The following is a 24,220-nucleotide window of genomic DNA, read 5'->3' on the forward strand; positions in this document are numbered from 1 at the left end:
TCGGTCGCAGGGATGCGGTTGCTCGTCGTGGTCATGGCGGCAAGTAAACCAGACAGCGGTGCGGCCGGATCAAGCCTGTCCGAATACCGGACAGGCTTGATCGACCAGTGGACAGCGCCCTACTCCCCGACGGTGATCTCCACCGTCCCGGCCGTGGCCTGCACGGATACCGCCGACAGATCGGCGACGACGACATCCGCGGTCAGTTCCTCGGCACGGTGCGTTGTGGTCAACGCCACGGTCGTCATCCCGGCCGCGCGGCCCGCCGCCAGCCCGGCCGGCGCGTCCTCGAAGACGACGCAGCGGGCCGGGTCCACGCCCAGCCGCTCGGCGGCGAGCAGGAAGGGCTCCGGGTCGGGCTTGCCGCGGGTGATGTCGTCGGCGGCTATGAGGGTCTTGGGCCGTATCCCGGCCTCGCCCAGCCGGGCCTCGGCCAGCCGCAGGGTGGCGGAGGTGACCACGGCCCACGTCTCGGGCGGCAGGCTCGCCAGCAGCGCATGGGTGCCGGGCAGCGCGACGACGCCGCCCTCGACGTCCTCGACCTCCAGGTGCTCGATCCGGGCCAGCGCCTCGGGCACCCGGTCCGCGGGCAGCAGATCCGCGACGATCTCGGCGGCCGGCCGGCCGTGCAGCCCCACCCGCACGAAGTCGTCCTCGGTCAGGCCGTACTCCTGCGCCCACCGGGTCCAGCACCTGCGTACGGACTCCATGGAGGAGACCAGCGTGCCGTCGTTGTCGAAAAGGAGCGCATCGGCGGAGATCTTCATGTTTCACGAGCGTACGTGCCGCGGCAGGGCCGGACGCGGTCGGCCGCCGCGGGGCGATTAGCATCACCCCATGCCCCACATCCCCTCGGCGCACCTCGGCGCCGCGCGGAGGTCCCGGTGATCGACGCGCTGACGCTCGCGGTCGCCGTGACCGCTCTCGCGCTGGCCGCCTGGTGCGGCTTCGCCACCTACCGCGACCAGCCGACGAAGGACTGGCACTTCATCGGCATGGCCCTTGTGTCGGTGCTCGGCATCGCCCAACTGGTCATAGGTTTCGTGCAGTTGGCGCGCGGCCAGTCGCCGGACCAGGGCACCGCGATCTTTGTGGCGTATCTGCTGGGTGCCGCCGCCTGCATCCCGGCGACCGGTTTCATGTCGCTCTCGGAGCGCACCCGCTGGGGTTCGGCCACCGTCGCCGCGGGCGGCGTCGTGCTGGCGGTGCTGGAAGTACGGCTTTTCGACATCTGGGGAGGCGGCAGTGCCTGAACCGACCACGACCACGGCGGCGGAGGTCACCGCGGCCCCGGCCAGGCGCTCGCTGGGCACCGGCCCCGGACGCCTCCTCGTCACCGTCTACGGCGTCTTCACCGTCGCCGCCGCCTCCCGCTCCCTCTACCAGCTGATCGCCCAGTTCCATGTGGCCCCGCTGGCGTACAGCCTCTCGGCGGTCTCCGCGGTCGTCTACGGCTTCATCCTCTTCTCGCTGGTGCGCGGCGGCGAGGGCGCCCGCAAGGCGGCGGTCGTCTCCTGCGCGCTGGAACTGATCGGGGTGGTGGGCATCGGCACCTGGACGCTGGTCGACCCGTCCGCCTTCCCCGACGCCACCGTGTGGTCGGACTACGGGATGGACTACCTCTTCATCCCGGTCGTCCTGCCCGTCACCGGCCTGATGTGGCTGCGCCGGTCCCGCACCGCGGCATAGCGGCCGGGCCGTACGGCTACGGTGTGCGGGCCCGCCCCCACAGCGGGCCCGCACACCTGTTCTCGGGGCGCGGCGGGGGCTGCTACGCCCCGGCCACGTACACCTCGGCCGCCGCCAGGCCCTTCCCTGGGTCCGCTACCGGGCCCTTGCCCGGGTCCTTCTCCAGGGTGACCTCGCTCAGCCTGCGGCTGAGGCGCTCGGTGCCGACGGGCACATAACCGTGACTGCGGTAGAGCCGCAGATTGCCCTCGCTGCGACGGCCGGTGAAGAGGCGGTAGCGCTTGGCGGAGCGCTCGGCCGCGAGCCGCTGTTCGACGGCCCCGAGCAGCCGGCCGCCCAGCCCGTGCCGCTGCATCCGCGGGTGCACCATGAGCTTGGCTATCTGCGCGGTGCCGTCCGCGTCGACCGTGCCGCGTGCGGACCCGACGACCTCGCCACCGAGCCGGGCCACCACCACGCACCCCTCGTCGAGTTCCGCACGCAGGGCGTCCAGGCTCTGGGTGAGCGGCTCGATGCCGTAGTCGTCGTAGAGCGCGGCCTCCGACTGGTAGCAGAGGTACTGCAGTTTGAGGATCTGCTCGGCATCCTGATCGGTCGCCGCAGAGATGGTCACGCTCGTGCCCATGCGCGTATGCCTCCCCTATTCGGTTCGCTGCGTGCTTCCGGATTCCCCGGAATGTGGCAGTGGCAATCCCCGTCGGGAGCATTGTGCGCGGGCATATGGGACATGGGGAACGGACCGGCCCCAAGCTCCTCTGTGACATTCCCAACTCAGATGAGATTCCAGGGGATCCACGGGAAGCGGGGCCGGTCCGGCGCGGCGGGCGTCAGCGCTTGCGGAACTCCGCGGCGGCCAGCAGCGCGGTGTCCGGGTTGTCGGAGAACAACCCGTCGATGCCGGTGCCCAGATAGGCCCTGAAGACGCCGAGCGCGTCCCCGTACGCATTCGGGTCCGTGCCGCGGCGGAAGTCGGCGGGCAGGAAGCTGTTCTCGTTGCGGACCGTGTACGGGTGCAGGACGAGTCCCGCCGCGTGCGCGTCCTCGACGACGGAGGTGGGCGTGCCGAGCTTGCCGTCCTTGTCCCGCGGGATGATGACGCTCAGGTCGGGGCCGATGCCTTCGGCGAACCCGGCTATCCAGGCCAGCCCCTCGGGCGTGACCAGGTCGGCGACCGTGCGCGGGTCGCCCGCCTCGACGAAGTCCCACGGGCGCGAGCCGAGCGTCGACAGCAGCACGACCTTGGGGCAGCCGACGAGCTTGCCCAGCCGCTGGATGCTGCTCGGCTCGAACGACTGGAGGAAGTTCGGCGCGTTCTTACGGTGCCGGCCGTGCGCCCGCAGCGCCTTGGCCACCCGCTCCTCCAGGCCCAGCCCCAGCTTGCGGAAGTACGTGGGGTGCTTGGTCTCGATGTGCAGCCAGACCCGGCGGCCCCGCTTGCGGCCCTCCCGCTCGGCCCACTGGAGCACCTCCTCGAAGGACGGCACCTCCCACTGTCCGTCGTAGAGGGTGTTGTGCTGGCGGGTGCCCGGAATGCGCTCCTTGGCGCGCAGCGTCTTGAGCTCGGCGAGCGTGAAGTCCTCGGTGAACCAGCCGGTGAGCTTCACCCCGTCGACGGTCTTGGTGGTCCTGCGGCCGGCGAACTCGGGGTGCGCGGAGACGTCGGTGGTGGCCGTGATGTCGTTCTCGTGCCGGCAGACCAGATGCCCGTCCTTGGTGGGGACGAGGTCCTGCTCGATGACGTCCGCGCCCATGTCGAGGGCCAGTTGATACGACCCGAAGGTGTGCTCGGGCCGGTAACCGCTGGCCCCGCGGTGCCCGACGATCAGCGGCACGGGCAGCTCCCGGGCCGCCCCGCCCCCGCTCGCCCCGCCGGTCTCGCGCGCACTCGCCTGCCCGGCCCCGCCGAACACCGCCGCACCCGCGCCGAGGGCCGCTGCCCCCAGCACCATCCGCCGTCCCGGCTGCTGCCGCTTCTGCATGCTCGCGCTCCTTTGGTCGTATGGGTCCGGGGTGAATCCGGAGGTAGGTGCAACGGTCCCGGGGGAGGTGGCCCCAGGGGCCGGGGTGGTGGCGGGGCGCGAGCGTTCCGGGTGGGGTCGGGCCCGTCGGGGCTCCCTCGGCGCTTCGGCGGTGCGCCCTCGGGGGCGCCGCCTCAGGGCTTCGTCAGGGCTTCGTCGTGGCCGGTTCAGGGGTCTCCCTGGTTTTTCCGCGTTTTTCCGCGTTCTTCCCCCACCTCGGAATTGTTCGCGCAGCCCGGGCCGTTGGGGCAACCCAGGGGGCCCGCACTCCTGTCCCGCACCTGCCAAAGCACCCGCCGATCGTAAGCACGCACGGGCCGCATCGGGGAGACGCGCGGCGACATCGGACGGAACACGGCGGTAACACACGTCAACTGAGCGTCAACTCTCCGTATCGACCTCATGAACCCGATGTGCGCGCGCAGGTGACCCGCGAGTATCGTCCTGGGCTGCAGAGTTCGCTGCTGCCTCGACGTTGACCAGCCACGACCCGGAGGACCCGTTGTCCCGCATTGTGCTCAAGGCGATTCTCGGATTCCTCATGCGCGTCCTTTACCGCCCGAAGGTCGAGGGCATGGAGCGCATTCCGGAGACCGGTCCGGTGATCCTGGCCGGCAACCACGTCACCTTCATCGACTCGCTGTTCCTGAGCCTGCTCGTCAAGCGTCCCGTCTACTTCATCGGCAAGGACGAGTACGTCACCGGCAAGGGCCTCAAGGGCCGGCTGATGGCGTGGTTCTTCACCAGCGCCGGCATGATCCCGGTGGACCGCGACGGCGGGCACGGCGGCGTCGCGGCGCTGATGACCGGCCGGCGCGTCCTGGAGGAGGGCAGCGTCTTCGGTATCTACCCCGAGGGCACCCGCTCCCCCGACGGGCGCCTCTACCGCGGCCGTACCGGTATCGCCCGGCTCACCCTGATGACCGGCGCCCCGGTCGTCCCGTTCGCGATGGTCGGCACCGACAAGGTGCAGCCCGGCGGCAAGGGCCGGCCGCGCATCGCTCCGGTGACGGTGCGCTTCGGTGAGGTGCTGGACTTCTCCCGCTACGACGGCATGGACCGCGACCGCTACGTCCTGCGGGCCGTCACCGACGAGGTGATGAGCGACGTCATGGAGCTGTCCGGCCAGGAGTACGTCGACATCTACGCCACCAAGGCCAGGGCCGCCTGAACCCCTCTTTTGCGGCCAAGCCGCCGCCGCTCTCGCGGAGGTGGCTGCTCGCCGTCGGGGTTCCTCACTTGATGGCTGAGGCACCAGGGCACAAACGGGACCCGTCCGAGATCGGACGGGTCCCGGTGCGTGGCGGTCAGCAGGGCACCCGGAAGCCTCCGGGCGCGCGCTGGCCTTCGGGGCCGCCGGTCAGTGCCGTACGCAGCGCCGCCTCGGGCCGCGGGATCTTGCTGCCGTCGGACTGCATCAGCTGCGGCCGTTCGGTGACGCCGCCGATCCGGGCGCCCGGCACGTCCGCGTTCTTCACCGCCACCCGGTTCAGCGGAGCGGGCGTCAGTTGCTGCCGGGTGCGGACGAATTCCACGAAGCTCTCGAAGTCGCGGGTGTGCCGTACGGGCGCGGTGAATCCGGAGAAGGCGCTGTAGCCGTCCTGGTTGATGAGGGTGTACGAGGGGGCGGCGAGGCGGTAGCTGCGGGCCGGGTCGAGCGCGGTGTTGTCGATGAAGACATCGGCGGGGTCGATGCGCTTGCCGACCGGGCCGGCGGCGTCGAAGGTGTAGCGGACGTTGGCGGAGACGGCCAGCGGGGCGAAGCCCAGGCCGCCGCCGGCGGTGGGCGCCCACTGTTCCTCGAGCGCGTCGTGGATCTGGGCGCCGGTGACGGTCACCGTCATGATCGGGTCGCCGAAGCCGACGGTGCTCCAGGCCCGGCCGAGGGTGATGGTGCCGTCCGACGCCTCGTCACGCACCAGGTCGCCGGCGATGACGGCCTGGCCGACGCGCGGCGCGACCGCGATGACGGCGAGTTCGGCGGGGGTGTCGGGGTTGGTGGCGGCGTCGTCCATCGGCCCGCGCGGCCGCCCGCCCGCCCACAGTGCCCAGTCGGCGACGAGGTCGCCCATGGTGCTCTCACCCGCGGCGTTGCGCCGGCGGGTGAAGGAGGCGGTCTGCTTGCCGAGCGGGGTGGCGGCGCGCCGGGTGCCGTAGCCCGCCCAGTAGTCGGCGATCGAGCGCAGCTCGGGGTGCGGGGTCACGTCGCGGGTGTTGGGGTGGTTGGTGGACGTGGTCAGCGGCCGGATCACCTCGCCGGTGTCGGGGTCGAGGCGCAGCGTGATCTCGTTGATCAGCTGGCCGTAGCAGCCCGCCTCGACGAAGGGGCGGGGGTTGCCGTTGGGGTCCGGCAGCATCATGGTGAACGCGCAGTGCCAGTGGCCGGTGACGATGGCGTCGATGTCCGACGAGACCCGGAGCGCCAGTTCGTAGGCGGGGCCGGAGGGGTTGCTGCCGCTGGAGAAGTCGCCGCCGGCGACCGCGCCGTCGTGCATGCTGAGCACGATCGCATTGACGCCGCGTGACTTCAGTTCGGCGGCGCACCGGTTGGCGGTGTCCAGTTCGTCCAGGGTGCGCAGTCCCGGCTGGTAGGAGCCGGGGAACGATTCGGTGCCGAGGGCGGTGAGGTGGATGAAGCCGATGGGCAGCGTGTGGCCGCGGCCGGAGTCCACGTGCACGATGTTGTACGGCGGCAGGACGGTCTCGCCGCTCTCGTTCCAGACCAGGTTGGCGCTGTAGTACGGGAATTTCGCGCCGCGGAAGCGTCGGCCGGTCGAGTCGTCGAAGGAGTCGTCACGGCCGATGACGGGGTAGGTGGTGCCCTTTCCGATGTGCGAGGTGAGGAAGGCCGCGGATTTGTCGAATTCGTGGTTCCCGGCGGAGGCGAAGTCCAGGCCCAGGGCGTTGAGGGCCTCGATGGTGGATTCTTCGGCGAAGGATGCGGCGTCGAACTCCCAGCCGGAGAAGAGGTCACCGGGTGCGAAGAAGAGGGAGTTGCGGTGGCCGTCCCGTAGCCGTTCCACATGGGCCGCCATGTACGCGACGCCGCCCACGGTGTACGCCTTGCCGCCCGCCCCGGTAATGACGGAATTGCCGCCCGGCGCGCCCTGAAGATATCCGTGCAGGTCGGTGATGTTGAGCAATTGCACATCGACGTATTCGTCGGCGGTGCCCGCGTCGCGGGCGTGTCCGGTGGCGTAGGCGCTGCTGCCGATGGCGCTCGTGGTCGCCATGGCTCCCGCCGCGGTGAAGAAGAACCGTCGTCCGATGTCGCGCACTGCGTCACTCTCCTGAGCGGGCCGGCCGTAGGGGGACGACGGGAGAGTCAAGCCAGCCGTGCGGGACGTCCGGCCACCTGGACGCGTACCGGGCATGAACGGCCGGGGACAGTCGCCCCCGGGGCGTGTCGTGTGGATCATGGCCGGTGGGCGGCGCGGGGCCGCGCAGGACACGCCCGTCAGCGGCTCGTCATGACCCGGATGTCGCCAGGCGCAGGTGCGGAGTCCGCGCGGCCGGGGCCCGTATGCGCTCCGGCGGGTCGTTCCCCTCCTGCCCGCGCCGGGCGGCTCCGCGTGCGGAGGATCTCAGGGACCGCCGGGCCCCTGCCTGTGCTCGGGCCGGTCTCCCTTCAGCCACCAACCCTGTTGGAGCAGCGCGGCGACGTCCGGCTGCCTGCTCAGCCGTTGCTGCCATCCCCCGTGTGCGGATGTCAGCCGTGGGGTCTTCCTGCGGTCCCGTTCGATCAGGGCCACCATGGAGATCACGCATGTCCCGAGCAGCAGCAGGGCCGCGGCACCGAGAACGGACGAGCGCAGACCGATGGCGAAGACGCCTGTCGCCGGGCCCGCTGTCAGCGCGACGAAGAAGCAGGCTTCCGCGACGGTGGTTCCCTCGTTGCGGTGGGTCTCGTACCTGTGCACGCAGTCCCCGCACCCGGGAATTTCCACCGTTCGGGGGCCGCGGCTGCCCTCCAACTCGACGCGGTACACCTGCCGAGCCTCTACCGGCTCACCGCACAACCAGCATTCCCGCACCGTCCCAACGTCGCAGAGGTCGCCGGCATCGGACAAGGGCCGAGCGGCACCCGGCCGTCTCAGGCGCCCCCGCCGCCCGTCGGCTCGGCCTCCGACTCGGGGCGGGCGCCCGGCTTCGTCCCGGGCTCGGCGGGGCTGTTGCCCAGTTCCTGCCCGCGGAGCAGGGACCATGCGGCGACCGCGGCGCCCAGCAGCACCACGGCGCTGACCCCGACGGCGATGTCCAGGCCGTCGACGAAGGACTGCTGAGCGGCCTTCATCAGGGCCGCGGCCTGGTCGGCGGGGAGGTCCTTGGCGGCCTCGACGGCGCCGCCGAGGGATTCGCGGGCGGCGTGGTCGGCCGCCACGGGGAGGCCGGCGGGTGCCGTGAAGCCGCGGTAGACGCCGGTGACGATGGAGCCGAGCAGCGCGATGCCGAGCGCCGAGCCGAGTTCGTAGGCCGTCTCGGAGACGGCGGAGGCGGCGCCCGCCTCTTCCTTGGGGACGCTGGAGAGGATCACATCGGCGGTGACGGTGAAGGAGAATCCCGCGCCGACGCCGACGACGAAGAGGATGAGGCCGATCGAGGCGGTGCCGGTGTCGGCGTGCAGGGTCGTGGAGCCGACGAGGGAGAGCCCGACGATCGCGAGGCCGCCGGCCACCACGAGGCGTACGGAGAGCCTGCGGGCGACGTAGCCGGCGGCCAGGCCCGCGCCGACCGCGCCGACCGCGGCAGGGAGTTCGGTGAGCCCGGCGTTCAGCGGCGAGCGCATCTGCACCATTTGCAGGAACTGGGAGAGGAAGAAGACCAGCCCGGACAGGCCGAGGATGGTGAGGAGATCGGCCAGTACGGCGCCGGAGAAGCCCCGGTGGTGGAAGAGCTTCATGTTGAGCAGGGGCGAGGGGAGGGTGAGCTGGCGGCGTACGAAGACGATCAGGGCGAGTGCGCCGATGAGGCCGGAGAGCAGGATGTCCCAGCGGTAGCCGTGCACCGCCGCTTCCTTGATGGCGTAGACGACGCCGACGATGCCCACCAGGGACAGGGCGACGCTGGGGACGTCCCAGGGGCCGGGGTCCGGGTTACGCGATTCCGGGATCACCTTGATGCCGACGACCACCAGGAGCGCCATCACCGGCAGGTTGATGAGGAAGACCGAGCCCCACCAGAAGTGGCCCAGCAGGAAGCCGCCGAGGACCGGGCCGACGGCGGTGCCGGCCGAGGCCATCGCGCCCCAGATGCCGACGGCGAGGCTGCGTTCCTTGGGGTCGTGGAAGAGGTTGCGGATCAGCGCCAGGGTGGAGGGCATCAGCGTCGCGCCGGCCACGCCCAGCAGGGCGCGGGCGGCGATCATCATCTCCGGGGTGGTGGCGTAGGCGCACACCGCCGACATCGCGCCGAACGCCAGCGAGCCGATCAGCAGCAGCTTCTTGCGGCCGATGCGGTCGCCGAGGCTGCCCATGGAGACCAGCAGACCGGCGATGACGAAGGAGTAGATGTCACCGATCCACAGCAGCTGCGTCCCGGAGGGCTTGAGGTCTTCGCTGAGGAAGGGCGTGGCCAGGCCGAGGACCGTGGCGTCGACGCCGACCAGCAGGACGGCGAGGACGAGGACGGCGAGAGCGAGCCAGCGGCCCGGGCGGGGCTGGTCGTCCACATGGGCCGAACCGGCCGGTCCTGGCGCTATGGTCTCGGTCATTTCTCCATGCTCCGTCGGATGCCGCCGAGCAGCAGCTCGGCGATCGAGTGGTTGAGGTCGTTGCGGGCGACGCGCCCTTCGTGGACGGCCCAGGCGCCGGCGCCGATCAGGCCGTAGAACGCCTCGGTGAGCCAGGCGGCGCTGAGGTCGATGCGGAAGTCGCCCTGTTCCTGGCCGCGGCGGAAGAGGGCGTTGATGCGGGCGTCCAGGCCGGCCCAGCCGGCGTTGACCTCCTCGCCCTCGAAGAGCTGGTTCTCGGTGAAGAGGAAGGCCAGTACGCCGGCGACCTGTTCGGCCTCGGTGATCAGCCGGCGCAGCGCGTCGCGGGCGGTGCCGTCGTCGAGCCGGGCGGCGTCCATGGCCTGGGCGAACCGTTCGATGCCGTGCTGTTCGAGGGCGCGTATCAGCGCGTCCCGTCCGGCGAAGTGCCGGTGCAGGGTCGCCCGGCTGATGCCGGCGGCCCGGGCGATCTCGTCCATCGACGTCGTCGCGCGGCGGCTGAGCAGCGCGGCGGCTTGGGTGAGTACCTGTTCACGATCCACGGCCATGAGACATAGAGTATCCGAATGAGACATCAATGTCTCATCGATATGTCGCCGCTGCCGAGCCCGGACGCCATGCGGGCCACTGGGCCACCCGGGTACGGCCGGCGGCCTTCCGGCCGGGGTGCACCTCACCGGCACCGGCGCATACGACGGCGGCCCCCGCCCGTTCCCGGGCAGGGGCCGCCGTACGCGTCCGTACGCTACTTCTGCTTGGCCGTGGCCCAGGCCTGCTGCGCCGCCAGATCGGCCTTCAGCTCGCCGAGCTGCACCGCCACCGCGGAGGGCGCGGTGCCGCCGCGGCCGCTGCGCGAGGCCAGCGCGCCGGGGACGTTGAGGACGCCGCGGACCTCGGGGGTCAGATGCGGGGAGATCTTGGCGAACTGGTCGTCGGTGAGCTGGTCCAGCTCGATGCCGTGCGCCTCGCACTCCTTGACGCACTCCCCCGCGACCTCGTGCGCCACCCGGAACGGCACGCCCTGCTTGACCAGCCACTCGGCGATGTCGGTGGCCAGCGAGAACCCGGCGGGGGCCAGCTCCTCCATGCGCGCGCGGTTGACGGTCAGCGTGGCCATCATGCCGGTGAACGCCGGGAGCAGCACCTCCAGTTGGTCGCAGGAGTCGAAGACCGGCTCCTTGTCCTCCTGGAGGTCGCGGTTGTAGGCGAGGGGAAGGGCCTTGAGGGTCGCCATCAGGCCCGTCAGGTTGCCGATGAGGCGCCCGGACTTGCCCCGCGCCAGCTCGGCGATGTCCGGGTTCTTCTTCTGCGGCATGATCGACGAGCCGGTGGAGAAGGCGTCGTGCAGCGTCACGAAGGAGAACTCCTTCGTGTTCCAGATGATGATCTCCTCCGCGATCCGCGAGAGGTTGACCCCGATCATCGCCGTGATGAAGGCGAATTCGGCGACGAAGTCGCGCGAGGCCGTGCCGTCGATGGAGTTGCCGGCCGAGCCGTGCTCGAAGCCGAGGTCGGCGGCGACCGCCTCGGGGTCCAGGCCGAGCGAGGACCCGGCCAGGGCGCCCGAGCCGTACGGCGAGACGGCCGTGCGGTCGTCCCACTGCCGCAGCCGCTCCGCGTCCCGCGACAGCGACTGGACGTGCGCCAGGACGTGGTGCGCGAAGAGCACCGGCTGGGCGTGCTGGAGATGGGTGCGGCCGGGCATCGCGACGTCCGGGTGCGCCTCGGCGAGGCCGATCAGCGCCTCCTGGAGGTCGGCGATCAGGCCGCCGACGATCCGGGCGTGGTCGCGCAGATACATCCGGAAGAGGGTGGCGACCTGGTCGTTGCGGGACCGGCCGGCCCGCAGCTTGCCGCCGAGGTCCGGGCCGAGCCGCTCCAGCAGCCCGCGCTCCAGGGCGGTGTGCACGTCCTCGTCGGCGACGGTGCCGGTGAACGAGCCGTCGGCGACGTCCGCCTCGAGCCGGTCGAGCCCGGCGATCATCCGCGCGAGCTCGTCCTCGGTGAGCAGGCCCGCCTTGTGGAGCACGCGGGCGTGCGCGCGGGAGCCGGCGATGTCGTACGGGGCCAGCCGCCAGTCGAAGTGGACGGACGCGGACAGCTGGGCCAGCGCCTCGGCCGGACCGGCGGCGAACCGGCCGCCCCAGAGCCGTACGTCACCGCTGTTGCCGTTGCTCACTTGCTGTGCTCCTCAAGGCTGCTAGGGATGTGCCGGAACTTCCCCGCCGCGGGGGCGGGGAAGCGGCAGTCGTACGAAGGTAAACGAGCGGCCTCAGGCCTGGTCGCGCCGGGCTATGCCCGCGATTGACGCTGTGCCGCGATCTTGCTGGACATACCGAAGAGCTCGATGAAGCCCTTCGAGAGCGACTGGTCGAAGGAGTCGCCGGTGTCGTACGTCGCCAGGTTGAAGTCGTAGAGCGAGGCGTCGGACTTCCGGCCGGTGACCACCGCGCGGCCGCCGTGCAGGGTCATCCGGATGTCGCCGCTGACGTGCTGGTTGGCCTCGTTGATGAAGCCGTCCAGGGCCCGCTTGAGCGGGGAGAACCACAGGCCGTCGTAGACCAGTTCGCCCCAGCGCTGCTCGACCTGCCGCTTGTAGCGGGCCAGTTCGCGCTCGACGGTGACGTTCTCCAGCTCCTGGTGCGCGGTGATCAGCGCGAGGGCGCCGGGCGCCTCGTACACCTCGCGGGACTTGATGCCCACCAGGCGGTCCTCGACCATGTCGATCCGGCCGATGCCCTGGGCGCCGGCGCGCAGGTTGAGTTCCTGGACGGCCTCCAGGACGGTGACCTTCCGGCCGTCGACGGCGACCGGGACGCCCTGGTCGAAGGTGAGGACGACCTCGTCGGCCTCGCGCGGGGTGGCCGGGTTCTGGGTGTACTCGTAGACGTCCTCGATCGGCGCGTTCCAGATGTCCTCCAGGAAGCCGGTCTCCACGGCCCGCCCGAAGACGTTCTGGTCGATGGAGTACGGCGACTTCTTGGTCGTCGCGATCGGGAGGTTCTTCTCCTCGCAGAAGGCGATCGCCTTGTCCCGGGTCATCGCGTAGTCACGGACCGGCGCGATGCACGTCAGGTCGGGGGCGAGGGAGGAGATGCCGGCCTCGAAGCGGACCTGGTCGTTGCCCTTGCCGGTGCAGCCGTGGGCGACGGTGGTGGCGCCGTGCTTCTCGGCGGCGGCGACCAGGTGCTTGACGATGGCCGGCCGGGAGAGGGCGGACACCAGCGGATAGCGGTCCATGTAGAGGGCGTTGGCCTTGATCGCCGGGAGGCAGTACTCCTCGGCGAACTCGTCCTTGGCGTCCGCGACTTCGGCCTCCACGGCGCCGCAGGCGAGGGCGCGCTCGCGGATGACGTCCAGGTCCTCACCACCCTGGCCGACGTCCACGGCAACGGCAATGACCTCGGCGCCCGTCTCCTCGGCGATCCAGCCGATGCAGACAGAGGTGTCAAGGCCGCCCGAATAGGCGAGTACGACGCGCTCGGTCACGGGTCTCTCCTTACAGTGCACACGCTGATGGGTATAAGTATGCAGTCCTTCGTATGTTTCGTCAATGCATCGATGAACGCGCAGGCCGGCGGCGGTCCGGCGGGGCGACGCACGCGGTCAGGACCCCTCACGGAGGACGCCCAGCAGCACCATGACGTGGCTTTGCCCCACCTCCTTCGTCGCGGTGAGCAAGGTCAGCGGCCCCTCCTCCGCCAGCCCCCGCAGCCGGTCCAGCGCCGGCCGCGCCGCCTCCTGCGCCAGCTCCTCGCGGTAGCGCTCGGCGAAGGGCTCGAAGCGCTCGCCTTCGTGCCGGTACCAGCGGCGCAGCTCCGACGAGGGCGCCGCGTCCTTGCACCACTCGGTCAGCTGCGCGGCATCCTTCGACAGCCCGCGCGGCCACAGCCGGTCCACCAGCACGCGGGCGCCGTCGGCGGGGTCCACGGGGTCGTACACCCGGCGCACGCGAATCCCGGAATTCGGGTCATTTTTGGCCATAACCGATCCAAACACGCGCGGTCGGCCCGCGGAAAGGGACCGGAAGAGGACCCGCTTTGGATTCATGGGCGGGGACAGGGTATTTTTCTTCTGCACGCCCCGGCCGGGATCTTTCCGGCCGGTACGGGCAACCGGGACGTGGCGCAGCTTGGTAGCGCACTTGACTGGGGGTCAAGGGGTCGCAGGTTCAAATCCTGTCGTCCCGACCAGCGTTTTCGCAGGTCGGAGGCCGTTTCCGCAGAGATGCGGGAGCGGCCTTTCGTTGTGTTTGCCGAAGATCCGGTTTCCCGGAACCCGAGCCGTACGGGTGTTCCCGGCGGTAGCGTCCGCGATGAGGAAAAAGTTTTCCGCGGAGCGTGCCGCCCGCCGAGGGCCGGCACCCGTACCGACCGGACGCGCGGCGGGAGGCCGTACGCCCGGGTCGACGACGACTTGGGGACCCATTGACCACGTATTCCGTCCTGATGCCCTTTGCGCCGAGCGAACCGGAGGAGATCCTGCCGTTCGCCGAGCTGGTCCACCGCAGCGGCGCGCACCGGCTGTGGCAGGGCCAGGCACCGGCCAACGACCCGCATCAGACCTTCACGTTCGCGGCGGCGAGCGGCTTCCGGGTGCCGGTGGGCATCGGCGTCGCGCTGATGCCGTTCCGCCATCCCTACGACGCCGCGCTCCAGGCGGCCAACCTGGCGCAGACGATGGGGCAGCCGGTGACGGTCGGCTACGGGCCCGGCGCCGTCGACCTCCAGCGCAGCCTGCTCGGTGCGCCCTACGCCCGGCCGCTGGCCGCCGCCCGGGAGTACCTCACGGTCATGCGGGGCCTGCTGGAGAAGGGCTCCGCCGACCATGTGGGCGAGTACTACACCTGCCAGGCGCATCTGTGGCAGATACCGCGGCCGCCGGTGGAGATCGGCCTGGGCGTGCTGCGGCCGCGGATGGCGCGGCTGGCCGGCGAGGTGGCCGATGTGGCCGTCACGTGGCTGACACCGGCGTCCTATCTGCGCACGGTGGTGATCCCGCAGCTGCGGGCCGGCGCCGAGGCGGCGGGCCGGCCGATGCCCCGGCTGGTGGCCATGGTGCCGCTCGCCCTGGCCGGACCGGGCCGCGACGGGGCGGAGTTGGCGCTGGAGAGCAACGAGGGCCATATGCGGCTGCCGCACTACGCGGACATGCTGCGCAGGTCCGGTATCGCGCTGGACATGAGCGCGCCGCGGCGCAGCGCCGCGGCCGTCATCGCCGGCGGCGCCTTTGTGTACGGGGAACTGGACCGGGTGGTCGCGGAGTTGGCCGCGTTCGCGGAGGCCGGGGTGGACGACGTCGTCCTGAACGTCACCGGTGTGTGGATGAAGGACGGTGCGCAGGGGGCGCTGGCGGAGCTGGAGACGGTCCTGGGCGCCCTGGGATGAGCGCCCGCGGGCGGAGGGCCGGCAGACCTTGTCGCGGTTGCTGAGGAGTGGGGGAACACATGCGGTTGTACAGACACATGGATGTGGCACTCGTGCGGGCCGTGGCCCGTCCGGAAGGCCGGGAGCTGCCGCCCTGGCCGGATCTGGGCGAGGGGGCCGACGTGGCGCAGTGGCGGGACTGGCTGCGCGAGGTGTGGGCGCGCGACGGCGTGGCGGAGGCCGTCGAGCGAAGGCGGACCGGGACCCGGTGGAGCTGGCGCTCACCGCCAACCGGGCCCATGTCGCCGTCCCGCACTACGTCGACATGCTCAACCGCGCCGGGGCCGGCATCGCACCGCAGGACGGCCCGGAGGCCAGGGCGGGCAAGCTCGTCGACTGCGGCGCGTTCCTGTACGGCACGCCCGCCCAGCTGGCGGAGCGCTGCGCCGCCTACGCGGACGCCGGTGTGGACGAGATCGTCATCGCCCTCAACGGCGTCCACGGCCGCTACGGCCGGCGCACCGCCCTGGCCGAACTGGCCGCCCTGATAGCGGAGTTCACCCGCTGAACCCGGCGTGCCGGGCGGGTCCCCCGCTCAGCGGGCGCCCTGCGCCAGCCGCAGCAGATGCTCGGCCAGCGCCTGGCCGCCCGCCGGGTCGCGGCTGATCAGCATCAGGGTGTCGTCGCCGGCGATGGTGCCGAGGATGTCGTGCAGCTCCGCCTGGTCGATGGCCGAGGCCAGGAACTGGGCGGCGCCGGGCGGGGTGCGCAGGACGACGAGGTTGGCGGAGGCCTCGGCGGAGATGAGGAGTTCGCCGGAGAGGCGGCGCATCCGCTCCTCCTTGGCCGACTCGCCCAGCGGCGCCCGCGGCGTGCGGTCGCCGCCCTCGCTGGGCACCGCGTAGATCAGCTCGCCGCCGGTGTTGCGGATCTTGACCGCGCCCAGTTCGTCCAGATCGCGGGAGAGCGTCGCCTGGGTGACGGACAGGCCGTCGTCGGCGAGCAGCTTGGCGAGCTGGCTCTGGGAGCGGACCGGCTGCCGGTTGAGGATGTCCACGATCCGGCGGTGGCGGGCGGTGCGGGTCTGCGGTACGGCCTGGCCGCCGTTGTGCGACTCGGTGTCCTGCGGCTCGGTCATCGGTGTCGTCAGTCTCCGGATCGTTGTTCCCCGTCGGCCCCTTGGCGGGCCGTGTTGAGGACGGCGGGAAGCCTCCGGAGGAACGTGTCCGCCTGCTCGTCGGAGACGATCAGCGGCGGGGCGAGCCGGATGACGTCCGGCGCGACCGCGTTCACCAGGAGGCCCGCGTCCTGAGCCGCCTGCTGCACCCGGGGCGCGAGGGACTCGGTCAAGACGATACCCAGGAGGAGGCCCGCGCCGCGGACCTGGCCGACCAATGGGTGTCCCAGCGCCTCGATTCCGTCCCGCAGCCGCTCGCCGACGCGCTTGACGTCGTCGAGGATGCCGTCCTTCTCGATGGTGTCCAGGACGGCGAGGGCTCCGGCGCAGACGACCGGGTTGCCGCTGAACGTCGAGCCGTGCGAGCCGGGCGTCAGGAGGTCGGCGGCGGGGCCGAAGGCGAGGGTGGCGCCGATGGGCAGGCCGCCGCCCAGGCCCTTGGCGAGGGTGACGATGTCCGCCTCGACGCCCTGGGCCTGGGACTCCAGCCAGTGGCCGGTGCGGCCGATGCCGGTCTGGATCTCGTCGAGGACGAGCAGGGTGCCGGTGGCGGCGGTGATCTCGCGGGCGGCCCGGAGGTAGCCGGCCGGCGGGACGACCACGCCGTTCTCGCCCTGGACGGGTTCGAGGATGACGAAGGCGGTGTCGGTGGTCACCGCCGCGCGCAGCGCCTCGACATCTCCGTACGGGACGTGGTCGACGTCGCCGGGCAGCGGGACGAACGGGGCCTGCTTCGCGGGCTGGCCGGTCAGCGCGAGGGCGCCCATGGTGCGGCCGTGGAACCCGCCGGCGGTGGAGACCATATGGGTGCGCCCGGTCAGCCGGCCGATCTTGAAGGCGGCTTCGTTGGCCTCGGCGCCGGAGTTGGAGAAGTAGACCCGCCCGGGGCGTCCGCCGGCCAGCGCCAGCAGGCGCTCGGCCAGCGCCACGGTGGGCTCGGCGACGAAGAAGTTGGAGACATGGCCGAGGGTGGCGACCTGGTCGGAGACCGCACGGACCACCGCCGGGTGGGCGTGGCCCAGGGCGTTGACCGCGATGCCGCCGAGGAAGTCGAGGTATTCCTTGCCGTCGGCGTCCCACACCACGGCGCCCTCGCCGCGCACCAGCGGGAGGCGCGGGGTACCGAAGTTGTCCATCATGGCGCCCTGCCAGCGCCGGGTGAGGCCGGCGTTGTCCGCCGGGCCCCGGGTGTCTGCCGCCCCGCTCATGACTCCCCCTCGTTCGTGTGCGCGTTCGTGTCCGGCACGACCATCGTGCCGATTCCTTCGTCGGTGAAGATCTCCAGCAGGATCGAGTGCTGGACCCGCCCGTCGATGACCCGGGCGGTGTGCACCCCGTTGCGTACGGCGTGCAGACAGCCCTGCATCTTGGGGACCATGCCGCTGGCCAGGTCGGGCAGCAGCTTCTCCAGCTGGGTGGCGGTGAGGCGGGAGATCACCTCGTCGCTGTTGGGCCAGTCCTCGTAGAGGCCCTCGACGTCGGTGAGGACCATCAGCGTCTCGGCGCCGAGGGCGGCGGCCAGGGCGGCCGCGGCGGTGTCGGCGTTGACGTTGAAGACGCCCGAGGCTCCGGAGGCGGTGTGCTCCTCGTCCTCCGTGTCGCTGCTGCGGGCGATGGAGGAGATCACCGGGATCCGGCCGTCGTCCAGCAGCGCCTGGACCGCGCCGGTGTCGATGGCCGTGATCTCGCCGACCCGGCCGATGTCCACCCGCTCGCCGTCGATGTCCGCGTAGTGCTTGGTCGCGGTCATGAGATGGGCGTCCTCGCCGGTCATGCCGACGGCGAACGGGCCGTGCTCGTTGAGCAGTCCGACGAGCTCGCGCTGCACCTGGCCGGCCAGCACCATCCGTACGACGTTCATCGCCTCGGGCGTGGTGACCCGCAGGCCGCCCTTGAACTCCGACTCCAGACCGAGCAGGTCCAGCTGGGCGCTGATCTGCGGGCCGCCGCCGTGCACGACGACGGGGCGCAGGCCGGCGTGCCGCAGGAAGACCACGTCCTGGGCGAAGGCGCGCTTGAGCTCCTCGTCGATCATGGCGTTGCCGCCGAACTTGATGACGACGGTCTTGCCGTGGTGCCGGGTCAGCCAGGGCAGCGCCTCGATGAGGGTGCGGGCCTTGGGGAGCGCGGTGTGCTTACGCGCGCTCATGACGAGTACGCGCTGTTCTCGTGGACGTAGTCGGCGGTCAGGTCGTTGGCCCAGATGACCGCGGACTCGCTGCCCGCGGCGAGGTCGGCGGTGATCCGTACCTCCCGGTAGCGCATGTCGACCAGGTCGCGGTCCTCGCCCACCGAGCCGTTCTTGCAGACCCAGACGTCGTTGATGGCAACGTTGAGCTGGTCGGGCTCGAAGGCGGCGGAGGTGGTGCCGATCGCGGAGAGCACCCGGCCCCAGTTGGGGTCCTCGCCGTGGATGGCGCACTTGAGGAGGTTGTTGCGGGCGATGGAGCGCCCGACCTCGACGGCGTCGTCCTCGCTGGCCGCGTTCACGACCTCGATGCGGATGTCCTTGCTGGCGCCCTCGGCGTCGCCGATGAGCTGGCGGGCGAGGTCGTCGCAGACCGTGCGGACCGCCTCGGCGAACTCCTCGTGCTCCGGCGTGACCTGGGACGCGCCGGAGGCCAGCAGCAGGACGGTGTCGTTGGTCGACATGCACCCGTCGGAGTCGACCCGGTCGAAGGTGGTACGGGTCGCCGCCCGCAGCGCCTTGTCCAGGTCGGCGGCCGGCAGATCGGCGTCGGTCGTCAGCACGACGAGCATGGTGGCCAGGCCCGGCGCGAGCATGCCCGCGCCCTTGGCCATCCCGCCGACCGTCCAGCCGTCCTTGGTGACGACCGCGGTCTTGTGCACGCTGTCGGTGGTCTTGATGGCGATGGCGGCCTTCTCGCCGCCGTGCTCGGTCAGTTCGGCCGCGGCCCGTTCGACTCCCGGCAGCAGCTTGTCCATCGGGAGCCGCAGGCCGATCAGCCCGGTGGACGCGACCGCCACCTCGCCGGCGCTGTGTCCGTCGAGGACCTCGGCGACCTTCTCGGCCGTGGCGTGGGTGTCCTGGAAGCCCAGCGGGCCCGTGCAGGCGTTGGCGCCACCGGAGTTGAGGACGACGGCGGAGACCCGGCCGCCCTTGAGGACCTGCTCGGACCAGACGACCGGTGCCGCCTTCACGCGGTTGGAGGTGAAGACGCCAGCGGCGGCCGTTCGCGGCCCGTTGTTCACCACGAGGGCGAGGTCCGGGTTGCCGTTCTCCTTGATTCCTGCGGCGATGCCCGCCGCGGTGAATCCCTTGGCTGCCGTCACGGTCACGGCGCGACTCCGATCGTCGAAAGTCCGGTGGTCTCGTCGAGACCGAGGGCGATGTTCATGGCCTGGACGGCGCCGCCCGCGGTCCCCTTGGTGAGGTTGTCGATGGCGCAGATCGCGATGATCCGGCCGGCCGCGGCGTCCAGTGTCACCTGGAGGTGCGCGGCGTTGGAGCCGTAGACGGCGGCGGTCGCGGGCCACTGGCCTTCCGGCAGCAGCCGGACGAACGGCTCGTCGGCGAGCGCCTTCTCGTACGCGGCCCGCACGGCGGCGGCGTCCACGCCGGGCCTGGCCTTGGCCGTGCAGGTGGCGAGGATGCCGCGGGGCATCGGCGCCAGGGTCGGGGTGAAGGAGACGCCGACGCGCTCGCCGGCCACCGCGCTGAGGTTCTGGATCATTTCCGGGGTGTGCCGGTGGCCGCCGCCGACGCCGTACGGGCTCATCGAGCCCATCACCTCGGAGCCCAGCAGATGCGGCTTGGCCGCCTTGCCCGCACCGGAGGTGCCCGACGCCGCAACGACGACGGCCTCCGGCTCGGCGAGGGCGGCCTGGTAGGCCGGGAACAGGGCGAGCGAGACGGCGGTGGGGTAGCAGCCCGGGACCGCGATGCGCTTCGACCCCTGCAGTGCGGCGCGGGCCCCGGGCAGTTCCGGGAGACCGTACGGCCAGGTGCCCGCGTGGGCCGAGCCGTAGAACGCCTCCCAGTCGGCGGCGTCCGTCAGCCGGAAGTCGGCGCCGCAGTCGACGACGAGCACATCGGGCCCGAGCTGTTCGGCGACCGCCGCGGACTGGCCGTGCGGCAGCGCCAGGAAGACGACGTCGTGTCCGGCCAGCACCTCGGCGGAGGTGGGCTGCACCTCCCGGTCGGCGAGCGGGAGCAGATGCGGCTGCAGGGAACCCAGGCGCTGGCCCGCGTTGGAGTGCCCGGTCACCGCGCCGATCTCGACCTCGGGGTGTGCCAGAAGCAGACGCAGGACTTCACCCCCCGCGTACCCGCTCGCTCCGGCCACTGCTGCTCGTACCGTCATGGACCCTCCTCCTCGATGGCATGACTATACGGATCGCAGCAGTTTTATGCAATGACGTCTTCCGTGCGCACCGGACCGTACGCACCGGACCCCCACGCATGCCGGGACCGCCGCCCCGCACCCGGGGCGGCGGACAGCTGCCGCGCTCTTCCACGGCGGCGGTACCCGCCGCGGTTTCAGGCGTGCTGCGGAACCTCGTCCTTGAGGGAGGACCGGATCTGTTCCCGCAGCTCCGGGCCGTCCGGGTGGCCGTGCACGGCTACGGCGTGCTCGCTGGCGGCGCGCACCACTTCCTCCTCCTCGCCGGCGATGACGAGGGTGCAGTTCATCTCGCTCGGGTGATCCCGGCAGTCGACCATCTTCCGCATGACGCACCTCCTCCCCTCCAGTGTCGGCCCGGAATGTCGTGGATGTCAGCCCTGGATCCGTCCGCCGCATACGGCGAATCCCGTATGGCGCGCGGGCCCGCGGCCCTGGTGGAGTGGGGTGCGTACGAGGAGGTGAGGGCATGGCCACGTCCGCCGGTGTCACCCCCGGTTCCACACTGGGCAAGGACCGGACGGACGAGGACCGGGTCGCGCGGTTCCTGGAGCGGGTGATCGTCGACGCCGGGGCCGCGGTGGCGGGCCTGTGCACCTCCCTCGGCGACCGGCTCGGCCTGTACACGGCCATGGCCGGGGCCGGGCCGCTCACCTCCGCCCAGCTCGCCACCCGGACCGGGCTGGTCGAGCGCTATGTACGGGAATGGCTGGCCGCCCAGGTGGCCGGCGAGTATGTGACGTACGCGCCGGGGACCGACACCTACGAGCTGCCGGACGAGCACGCCACCGTACTGGCGGACCCCGAGTCGCCCCACTACGCGGCCGGCTTCTTCACCACGCTGCAGGCCGTCTACGCCACCGAGGACACCCTCATGGACGCCTTCCGCACCGGCGAGGGCGTGGGCTGGGAGGAGCACGGACCGGCGCTGTTCGCGGGCACCGCGAAGTTCTTCCGGCCCGGCTACGCGGCCGCGCTGGTCCCCGAGTGGCTGGCCGCGCTGGACGGCGTGGTGGAGAAGCTGGAGCGGGGCGCGCGGGTCGCGGACGTCGGGTGCGGCTACGGCTACTCGACGATGCTGATGGCCCAGGCCTTCCCCGCCTCGCGCTTCCACGGCTTCGACTTCCACCGGCCCTCCATCCGGGCGGCCCGCGACATCGTGGCCGAGCGGGGGCTGGCCGACCGGGTGCGCTTCGACGTCGCGACCGCCCAGGACTTCCCGGGCAGGAACTTCGACCTGATCACCTTCTTCGACTGCCTGCACGACACCGGCGACCCCGGCCGCGCGCTCCGCCGCGCCGAACAGGCGCTGGCCGACGACGGCGTCTGCATGATCGTGGAGCCGAACGGTTCGGCCGACGTCCAGGAGAACGTCAGCCCCGTCGGCCGGGCGCTGACCGGCGCGTCGGTCGCCGTGTGCCTGCCCTCCGCGCTGGCCCAGCACGGTCCGCAGGCGCTGGGAAATCACGCGGGAGAGGCGGCGCTGCGGACCATCGCCGCCGATGCCGGGCTGCGCCGCTGGAGGCTGGCGGCCGAGAGCCCGGTCAACCGCGTCTATGCCGTCGGCCGCTGACCGCGGCCGACGCCCCCGGCCGGTCTTCCCCCGGCCGGCCGGGAGGCAATCCCCTGCGGACGGCCCTCGCCGCGGACGGTCCTCGCCCGCGCGGCCCCGGCCGCCAGGGCCGAACGGCACCTTGACGGGCCCCCGCCCGCTGCCCACGCTGGATCCATGAGCACGGCCGCGGAGGCCGGCCTGCGGCGGATCTTCGCCGTCGTGGACCTTCTGATCGACGCCGTCGACGAGGAATCCCTCGTCCCGGCCCTGCTCCCCCTGCTGCTCGGCGCCGTACCGGGCGACAGCATCGTGTGGACGCCCCGGCCCGACCCGGCGCACCGGCCGCTCACCCTGCCCGCGGACCTGCTCCCGCGGTCGGCCTGGGAGGCCTTCGCCCGGGACGCGCCGGCCGACCCGCTGGTCGCCCACACCACCCTCGGCACCGGCGCCCCCCTGTGCCGCTCGACCCTCCAGACCGACCGCGAGTACCACGCGCTGGCCGCCTACACCGACGTCTACCGCCCCATCGGCGCCGAGCGCCAGCTCGCGATGGCGTTCCCCGGCGGCTACGCGAACGGGGTGCCGCGCAGCATCTGCCTGGCCGTCAACCGCAGCGGCAGCGACTTCACCGACCACGACGTCGCCGCCGCCGCCCTGCTGCGCACCCGCCTCGCCCACGTCCTGGGCCGCCTCGCGCCGCCGGCCCCCGCGCCCACCCTCGGCCTGGTCACCCGCCGCGAGTCCGCCGTCCTCGCCCTGCTCGCCCACGGCCTGACCAACCAGCAGATCGCCCACCGTCTGGCGATCAGCCCCCGCACGGTCGACAAGCACCTGGAGCACGCCTACGCCAAGCTCCGCGTCGGCGGCCGCGTGGAGGCCGCAAACGCCTGGCTGACCAGGAGCGATGCGGCGCAGCTGACGTCGTAGGGGGTACGCGGGCGCCCGGGGCCGATGAGTTCCGGCCGCCGTCGGCGTCCACCTCTTCGACAGCGATTCGGGGCGCCGCGGCGCCGGGAGACGGGAGACCTGCTCATGACCACCGACACCGAACGGAAGGCAAGGGAGCGGCACGCGGACGAGGAACGGATCCGGGAGGTGCTGGCGGACCGGGCGGCCGCGACCGGGCAGCGGGACGCCCGGCGGTTCCTGGCGCACTGTGCGCCGGAGACGGTGGACTTCAGCCTCGCTCCCCCGCTCCGGTTCAAGGGTCCGGAGGCGCTGGACCAGCAGGCCCTCGAAGCCTGGTACGCGACCTGGGACGGCCCGATCGAGGTGACGATGACCGAGGTCGAGATCGCGGTCGGCGACGACGTCGCCTTCGCACACAGCATCGACCTGATGCGCGGGACGAAGGCGGACGGCTTCGAGGTGCGGCTGTGGAGCCGGGCGACGGTCGGCCTGCGCAGGACCGACGGCGTCTGGAAGATCACGCACACGCACAGCTCGGTGCCGTTCCTGATGGACGGGTCGGGGCGGGCGGCGCTCGATCTGACGCCGTAGCGGCGCCGTCCGCGTCAGCCCCGGCCGCCCCGGGGGCGCCGGAGGCAGGCGACGACGCCCCAGCCGACCGCGCCGGCCAGCAGCAGGCCGCCGAGCACCGTGACGCCGGTGCCGACCCCTGAGCCGCCGCCGAGGCCGGTGCGCGCACCGCCCTTGGGGACGGCCTGGTCGGGGCCGGCGTCGCTGCCGGCGTCGGGGGCGCCCTTGGGGCCGGCATCGGCGCGGTACCCGGCGCCGGGTTCGGCTCCGGCGTCGACATCGGCTTCGACGGAGACCGTCAGGGTCCCGGTGAAGGTGCGGCGGGCCTCGCCGCGGTCACCGGTGCCGCGTTCGCCGTGGCCGTGGCCGCCGTCGCCCCGCGCCTCGCGCTCCGCGCCGCCCTGGGGCGTGAGCTCGCCGCCCTTGCCGCCGCCGCAGGTGAGGGTGACGGTGTACCGGCCCGGCTTGACGGACCGCGGGACCGTACCGGTGCCGCCGACCTGGTTGCGCAGCATGGACAGCTTCAGCTTCGGGATGTCCGCGCCCTCGAACGTGGCCTCGCCGGTCTCGCCGGTGCAGTTGCCGCCGTCGAAGACGGAGAACTCGCCGCCGGGCGCCACCGGGTCGGGCTGGACGACCACCGCGTCCGCGTCGTCCGCGGCGGTGGCGACGCCGGAGCCGCACAGCGCCAGGGACGCCGTCGCGGCACCGGCCACGAGGGGGTGACGACGGAAAGGGCGGCGCGCGGCGTGAGTGTCCATGGTCCGAGCCAAGCGTCCCCGCTCACCGCGCGCACGTCGGTGGCGGGCTCCGATGGGCTCTACGGGTGGTCTTTCGTGGGCGACGGGTCCGCGCGGGGTGC

25 protein-coding genes and 1 tRNA gene are annotated in these 24,220 nt (G+C 72.0%); 9 read left to right on the forward strand and 17 right to left on the reverse strand.

The features are described from left to right. Positions 1 to 119: 119 nt before the first annotated feature. Positions 120 to 767: an HAD-IA family hydrolase gene (locus ACIGWZ_RS19410; RefSeq protein WP_400066159.1), complete on the reverse strand. Its 648-nt coding sequence runs from the start codon at positions 765 to 767 to the stop codon at positions 120 to 122. 117 nt (positions 768 to 884) lie between these two features. On the opposite strand from ACIGWZ_RS19410, the gene ACIGWZ_RS19415 reads away from it, so the two are divergent. Both ACIGWZ_RS19415 and ACIGWZ_RS19420 read left to right on the forward strand, forming a co-directional pair. Continuing rightward, positions 885 to 1,253 (forward strand): hypothetical protein, encoded by a 369-nt coding sequence (locus tag ACIGWZ_RS19415; protein WP_400066161.1) that lies wholly within the window; start codon positions 885 to 887, stop codon positions 1,251 to 1,253. After that, entirely contained in the window at positions 1,246 to 1,689 is a 444-nt protein-coding gene (locus ACIGWZ_RS19420; protein ID WP_400066163.1) for a hypothetical protein, read from the forward strand. The genes ACIGWZ_RS19415 and ACIGWZ_RS19420 overlap by 8 nt, the downstream gene beginning before the upstream one ends. An 82-nt stretch (positions 1,690 to 1,771) precedes the next feature. Here ACIGWZ_RS19420 and ACIGWZ_RS19425 read toward each other — a convergent pair whose 3' ends face one another. Together ACIGWZ_RS19425 and ACIGWZ_RS19430 are read right to left on the reverse strand one after the other, a co-directional pair. Further along, a complete protein-coding gene (locus ACIGWZ_RS19425; protein WP_400066165.1) occupies positions 1,772 to 2,314 on the reverse strand; it encodes a GNAT family N-acetyltransferase in 543 nt (180 codons plus the stop codon). A 202-nt stretch (positions 2,315 to 2,516) separates the two neighbouring features. Next, positions 2,517 to 3,668, reverse strand: coding sequence for a glycerophosphodiester phosphodiesterase (locus ACIGWZ_RS19430; RefSeq protein ID WP_400066167.1), 1,152 nt, complete (start codon positions 3,666 to 3,668; stop codon positions 2,517 to 2,519). A gap of 541 nt (positions 3,669 to 4,209) precedes the next feature. Between ACIGWZ_RS19430 and ACIGWZ_RS19435 the strand changes: the two genes are divergently transcribed. After that, positions 4,210 to 4,878, forward strand: coding sequence for a lysophospholipid acyltransferase family protein (locus tag ACIGWZ_RS19435; protein WP_400066169.1), 669 nt, complete (start codon positions 4,210 to 4,212; stop codon positions 4,876 to 4,878). A gap of 136 nt (positions 4,879 to 5,014) precedes the next feature. On the opposite strand, the gene ACIGWZ_RS19440 is transcribed toward ACIGWZ_RS19435, so the two are convergent. From ACIGWZ_RS19440 to ACIGWZ_RS19470, 7 genes are all read right to left on the reverse strand, one after another. Beyond that, positions 5,015 to 6,985: a bifunctional metallophosphatase/5'-nucleotidase gene (locus ACIGWZ_RS19440; RefSeq protein WP_400066171.1), complete on the reverse strand. Its 1,971-nt coding sequence runs from the start codon at positions 6,983 to 6,985 to the stop codon at positions 5,015 to 5,017. Between the two features lie 306 nt (positions 6,986 to 7,291). Further along, positions 7,292 to 7,627: a hypothetical protein gene (locus tag ACIGWZ_RS19445; RefSeq protein WP_400066173.1), complete on the reverse strand. Its 336-nt coding sequence runs from the start codon at positions 7,625 to 7,627 to the stop codon at positions 7,292 to 7,294. Positions 7,628 to 7,800: 173 nt separating this feature from the next. Continuing rightward, on the reverse strand, positions 7,801 to 9,417 hold the full coding sequence (locus ACIGWZ_RS19450) for an MFS transporter (protein ID WP_400066174.1): 1,617 nt from the start codon (positions 9,415 to 9,417) through the stop codon (positions 7,801 to 7,803). Beyond that, a complete protein-coding gene (locus ACIGWZ_RS19455; RefSeq protein WP_400066176.1) occupies positions 9,414 to 9,965 on the reverse strand; it encodes a TetR/AcrR family transcriptional regulator in 552 nt (183 codons plus the stop codon). The genes ACIGWZ_RS19450 and ACIGWZ_RS19455 overlap by 4 nt, the downstream gene beginning before the upstream one ends. 197 nt (positions 9,966 to 10,162) lie before the next feature. Beyond that, positions 10,163 to 11,596, reverse strand: a complete 1,434-nt coding sequence (argH, locus tag ACIGWZ_RS19460; protein ID WP_400066179.1) for an argininosuccinate lyase — start codon at positions 11,594 to 11,596, stop codon at positions 10,163 to 10,165. A gap of 113 nt (positions 11,597 to 11,709) precedes the next feature. Continuing rightward, a complete protein-coding gene (locus ACIGWZ_RS19465; RefSeq protein WP_400066181.1) occupies positions 11,710 to 12,906 on the reverse strand; it encodes an argininosuccinate synthase in 1,197 nt (398 codons plus the stop codon). 117 nt (positions 12,907 to 13,023) lie between these two features. Further along, positions 13,024 to 13,401: a DUF488 domain-containing protein gene (locus tag ACIGWZ_RS19470; protein ID WP_400066183.1), complete on the reverse strand. Its 378-nt coding sequence runs from the start codon at positions 13,399 to 13,401 to the stop codon at positions 13,024 to 13,026. 132 nt (positions 13,402 to 13,533) lie between these two features. Between ACIGWZ_RS19470 and ACIGWZ_RS19475 the strand changes: the two genes are divergently transcribed. The 3 genes from ACIGWZ_RS19475 to ACIGWZ_RS19485 all read left to right on the forward strand — a co-directional run bounded on the left by ACIGWZ_RS19475 (position 13,534) and on the right by ACIGWZ_RS19485 (position 15,351). Then, positions 13,534 to 13,610 (forward strand) — tRNA-Pro (locus ACIGWZ_RS19475). 255 nt (positions 13,611 to 13,865) lie between these two features. Continuing rightward, positions 13,866 to 14,804, forward strand: coding sequence for an LLM class flavin-dependent oxidoreductase (locus ACIGWZ_RS19480; RefSeq protein ID WP_400066185.1), 939 nt, complete (start codon positions 13,866 to 13,868; stop codon positions 14,802 to 14,804). 247 nt (positions 14,805 to 15,051) lie between these two features. Then, positions 15,052 to 15,351: a hypothetical protein gene (locus tag ACIGWZ_RS19485; RefSeq protein ID WP_400066187.1), complete on the forward strand. Its 300-nt coding sequence runs from the start codon at positions 15,052 to 15,054 to the stop codon at positions 15,349 to 15,351. A gap of 27 nt (positions 15,352 to 15,378) precedes the next feature. On the opposite strand, the gene ACIGWZ_RS19490 is transcribed toward ACIGWZ_RS19485, so the two are convergent. The 6 genes from ACIGWZ_RS19490 to ACIGWZ_RS19515 form a co-directional block, all read right to left on the reverse strand. After that, a complete protein-coding gene (locus ACIGWZ_RS19490; protein ID WP_400066189.1) occupies positions 15,379 to 15,921 on the reverse strand; it encodes an arginine repressor in 543 nt (180 codons plus the stop codon). A gap of 8 nt (positions 15,922 to 15,929) precedes the next feature. Further along, the gene (locus ACIGWZ_RS19495) at positions 15,930 to 17,168 is read right to left on the reverse strand and encodes an acetylornithine transaminase (protein WP_400066191.1); all 1,239 of its coding nucleotides are present in this window, start codon (positions 17,166 to 17,168) and stop codon (positions 15,930 to 15,932) included. Continuing rightward, positions 17,165 to 18,109 (reverse strand): acetylglutamate kinase, encoded by a 945-nt coding sequence (gene argB / locus ACIGWZ_RS19500; protein WP_400066194.1) that lies wholly within the window; start codon positions 18,107 to 18,109, stop codon positions 17,165 to 17,167. The genes ACIGWZ_RS19495 and argB overlap by 4 nt, the downstream gene beginning before the upstream one ends. Then, on the reverse strand, positions 18,106 to 19,260 hold the full coding sequence (gene argJ, locus ACIGWZ_RS19505) for a bifunctional glutamate N-acetyltransferase/amino-acid acetyltransferase ArgJ (protein ID WP_400066196.1): 1,155 nt from the start codon (positions 19,258 to 19,260) through the stop codon (positions 18,106 to 18,108). Before argJ ends, argB begins: the two co-directional genes overlap by 4 nt. After that, positions 19,257 to 20,285 carry an N-acetyl-gamma-glutamyl-phosphate reductase gene (gene argC, locus ACIGWZ_RS19510; RefSeq protein WP_400066199.1) on the reverse strand — a complete coding sequence of 343 codons (1,029 nt, stop codon included), beginning with the start codon at positions 20,283 to 20,285 and terminating at the stop codon, positions 19,257 to 19,259. Before argC ends, argJ begins: the two co-directional genes overlap by 4 nt. 176 nt (positions 20,286 to 20,461) lie before the next feature. Further along, positions 20,462 to 20,653, reverse strand: a complete 192-nt coding sequence (locus ACIGWZ_RS19515; protein ID WP_400066201.1) for a DUF1059 domain-containing protein — start codon at positions 20,651 to 20,653, stop codon at positions 20,462 to 20,464. Between the two features lie 140 nt (positions 20,654 to 20,793). Between ACIGWZ_RS19515 and ACIGWZ_RS19520 the strand changes: the two genes are divergently transcribed. From ACIGWZ_RS19520 to ACIGWZ_RS19530, 3 genes are all read left to right on the forward strand, one after another. Then, a complete protein-coding gene (locus tag ACIGWZ_RS19520; protein WP_400066203.1) occupies positions 20,794 to 21,897 on the forward strand; it encodes a class I SAM-dependent methyltransferase in 1,104 nt (367 codons plus the stop codon). 156 nt (positions 21,898 to 22,053) lie between these two features. Further along, positions 22,054 to 22,806, forward strand: a complete 753-nt coding sequence (locus ACIGWZ_RS19525; RefSeq protein WP_400066205.1) for a LuxR C-terminal-related transcriptional regulator — start codon at positions 22,054 to 22,056, stop codon at positions 22,804 to 22,806. 105 nt (positions 22,807 to 22,911) lie between these two features. Continuing rightward, positions 22,912 to 23,379 carry a YybH family protein gene (locus ACIGWZ_RS19530; RefSeq protein ID WP_400066207.1) on the forward strand — a complete coding sequence of 156 codons (468 nt, stop codon included), beginning with the start codon at positions 22,912 to 22,914 and terminating at the stop codon, positions 23,377 to 23,379. A 14-nt stretch (positions 23,380 to 23,393) separates the two neighbouring features. On the opposite strand, the gene ACIGWZ_RS19535 is transcribed toward ACIGWZ_RS19530, so the two are convergent. After that, positions 23,394 to 24,119 (reverse strand): hypothetical protein, encoded by a 726-nt coding sequence (locus tag ACIGWZ_RS19535; protein WP_400066209.1) that lies wholly within the window; start codon positions 24,117 to 24,119, stop codon positions 23,394 to 23,396. Between the last annotated feature and the right edge of the window lie 101 nt (positions 24,120 to 24,220).

Source organism: Streptomyces sp. NPDC053427, from assembly GCF_044544985.1.
Taxonomy (GTDB): domain Bacteria; phylum Actinomycetota; class Actinomycetes; order Streptomycetales; family Streptomycetaceae; genus Streptomyces.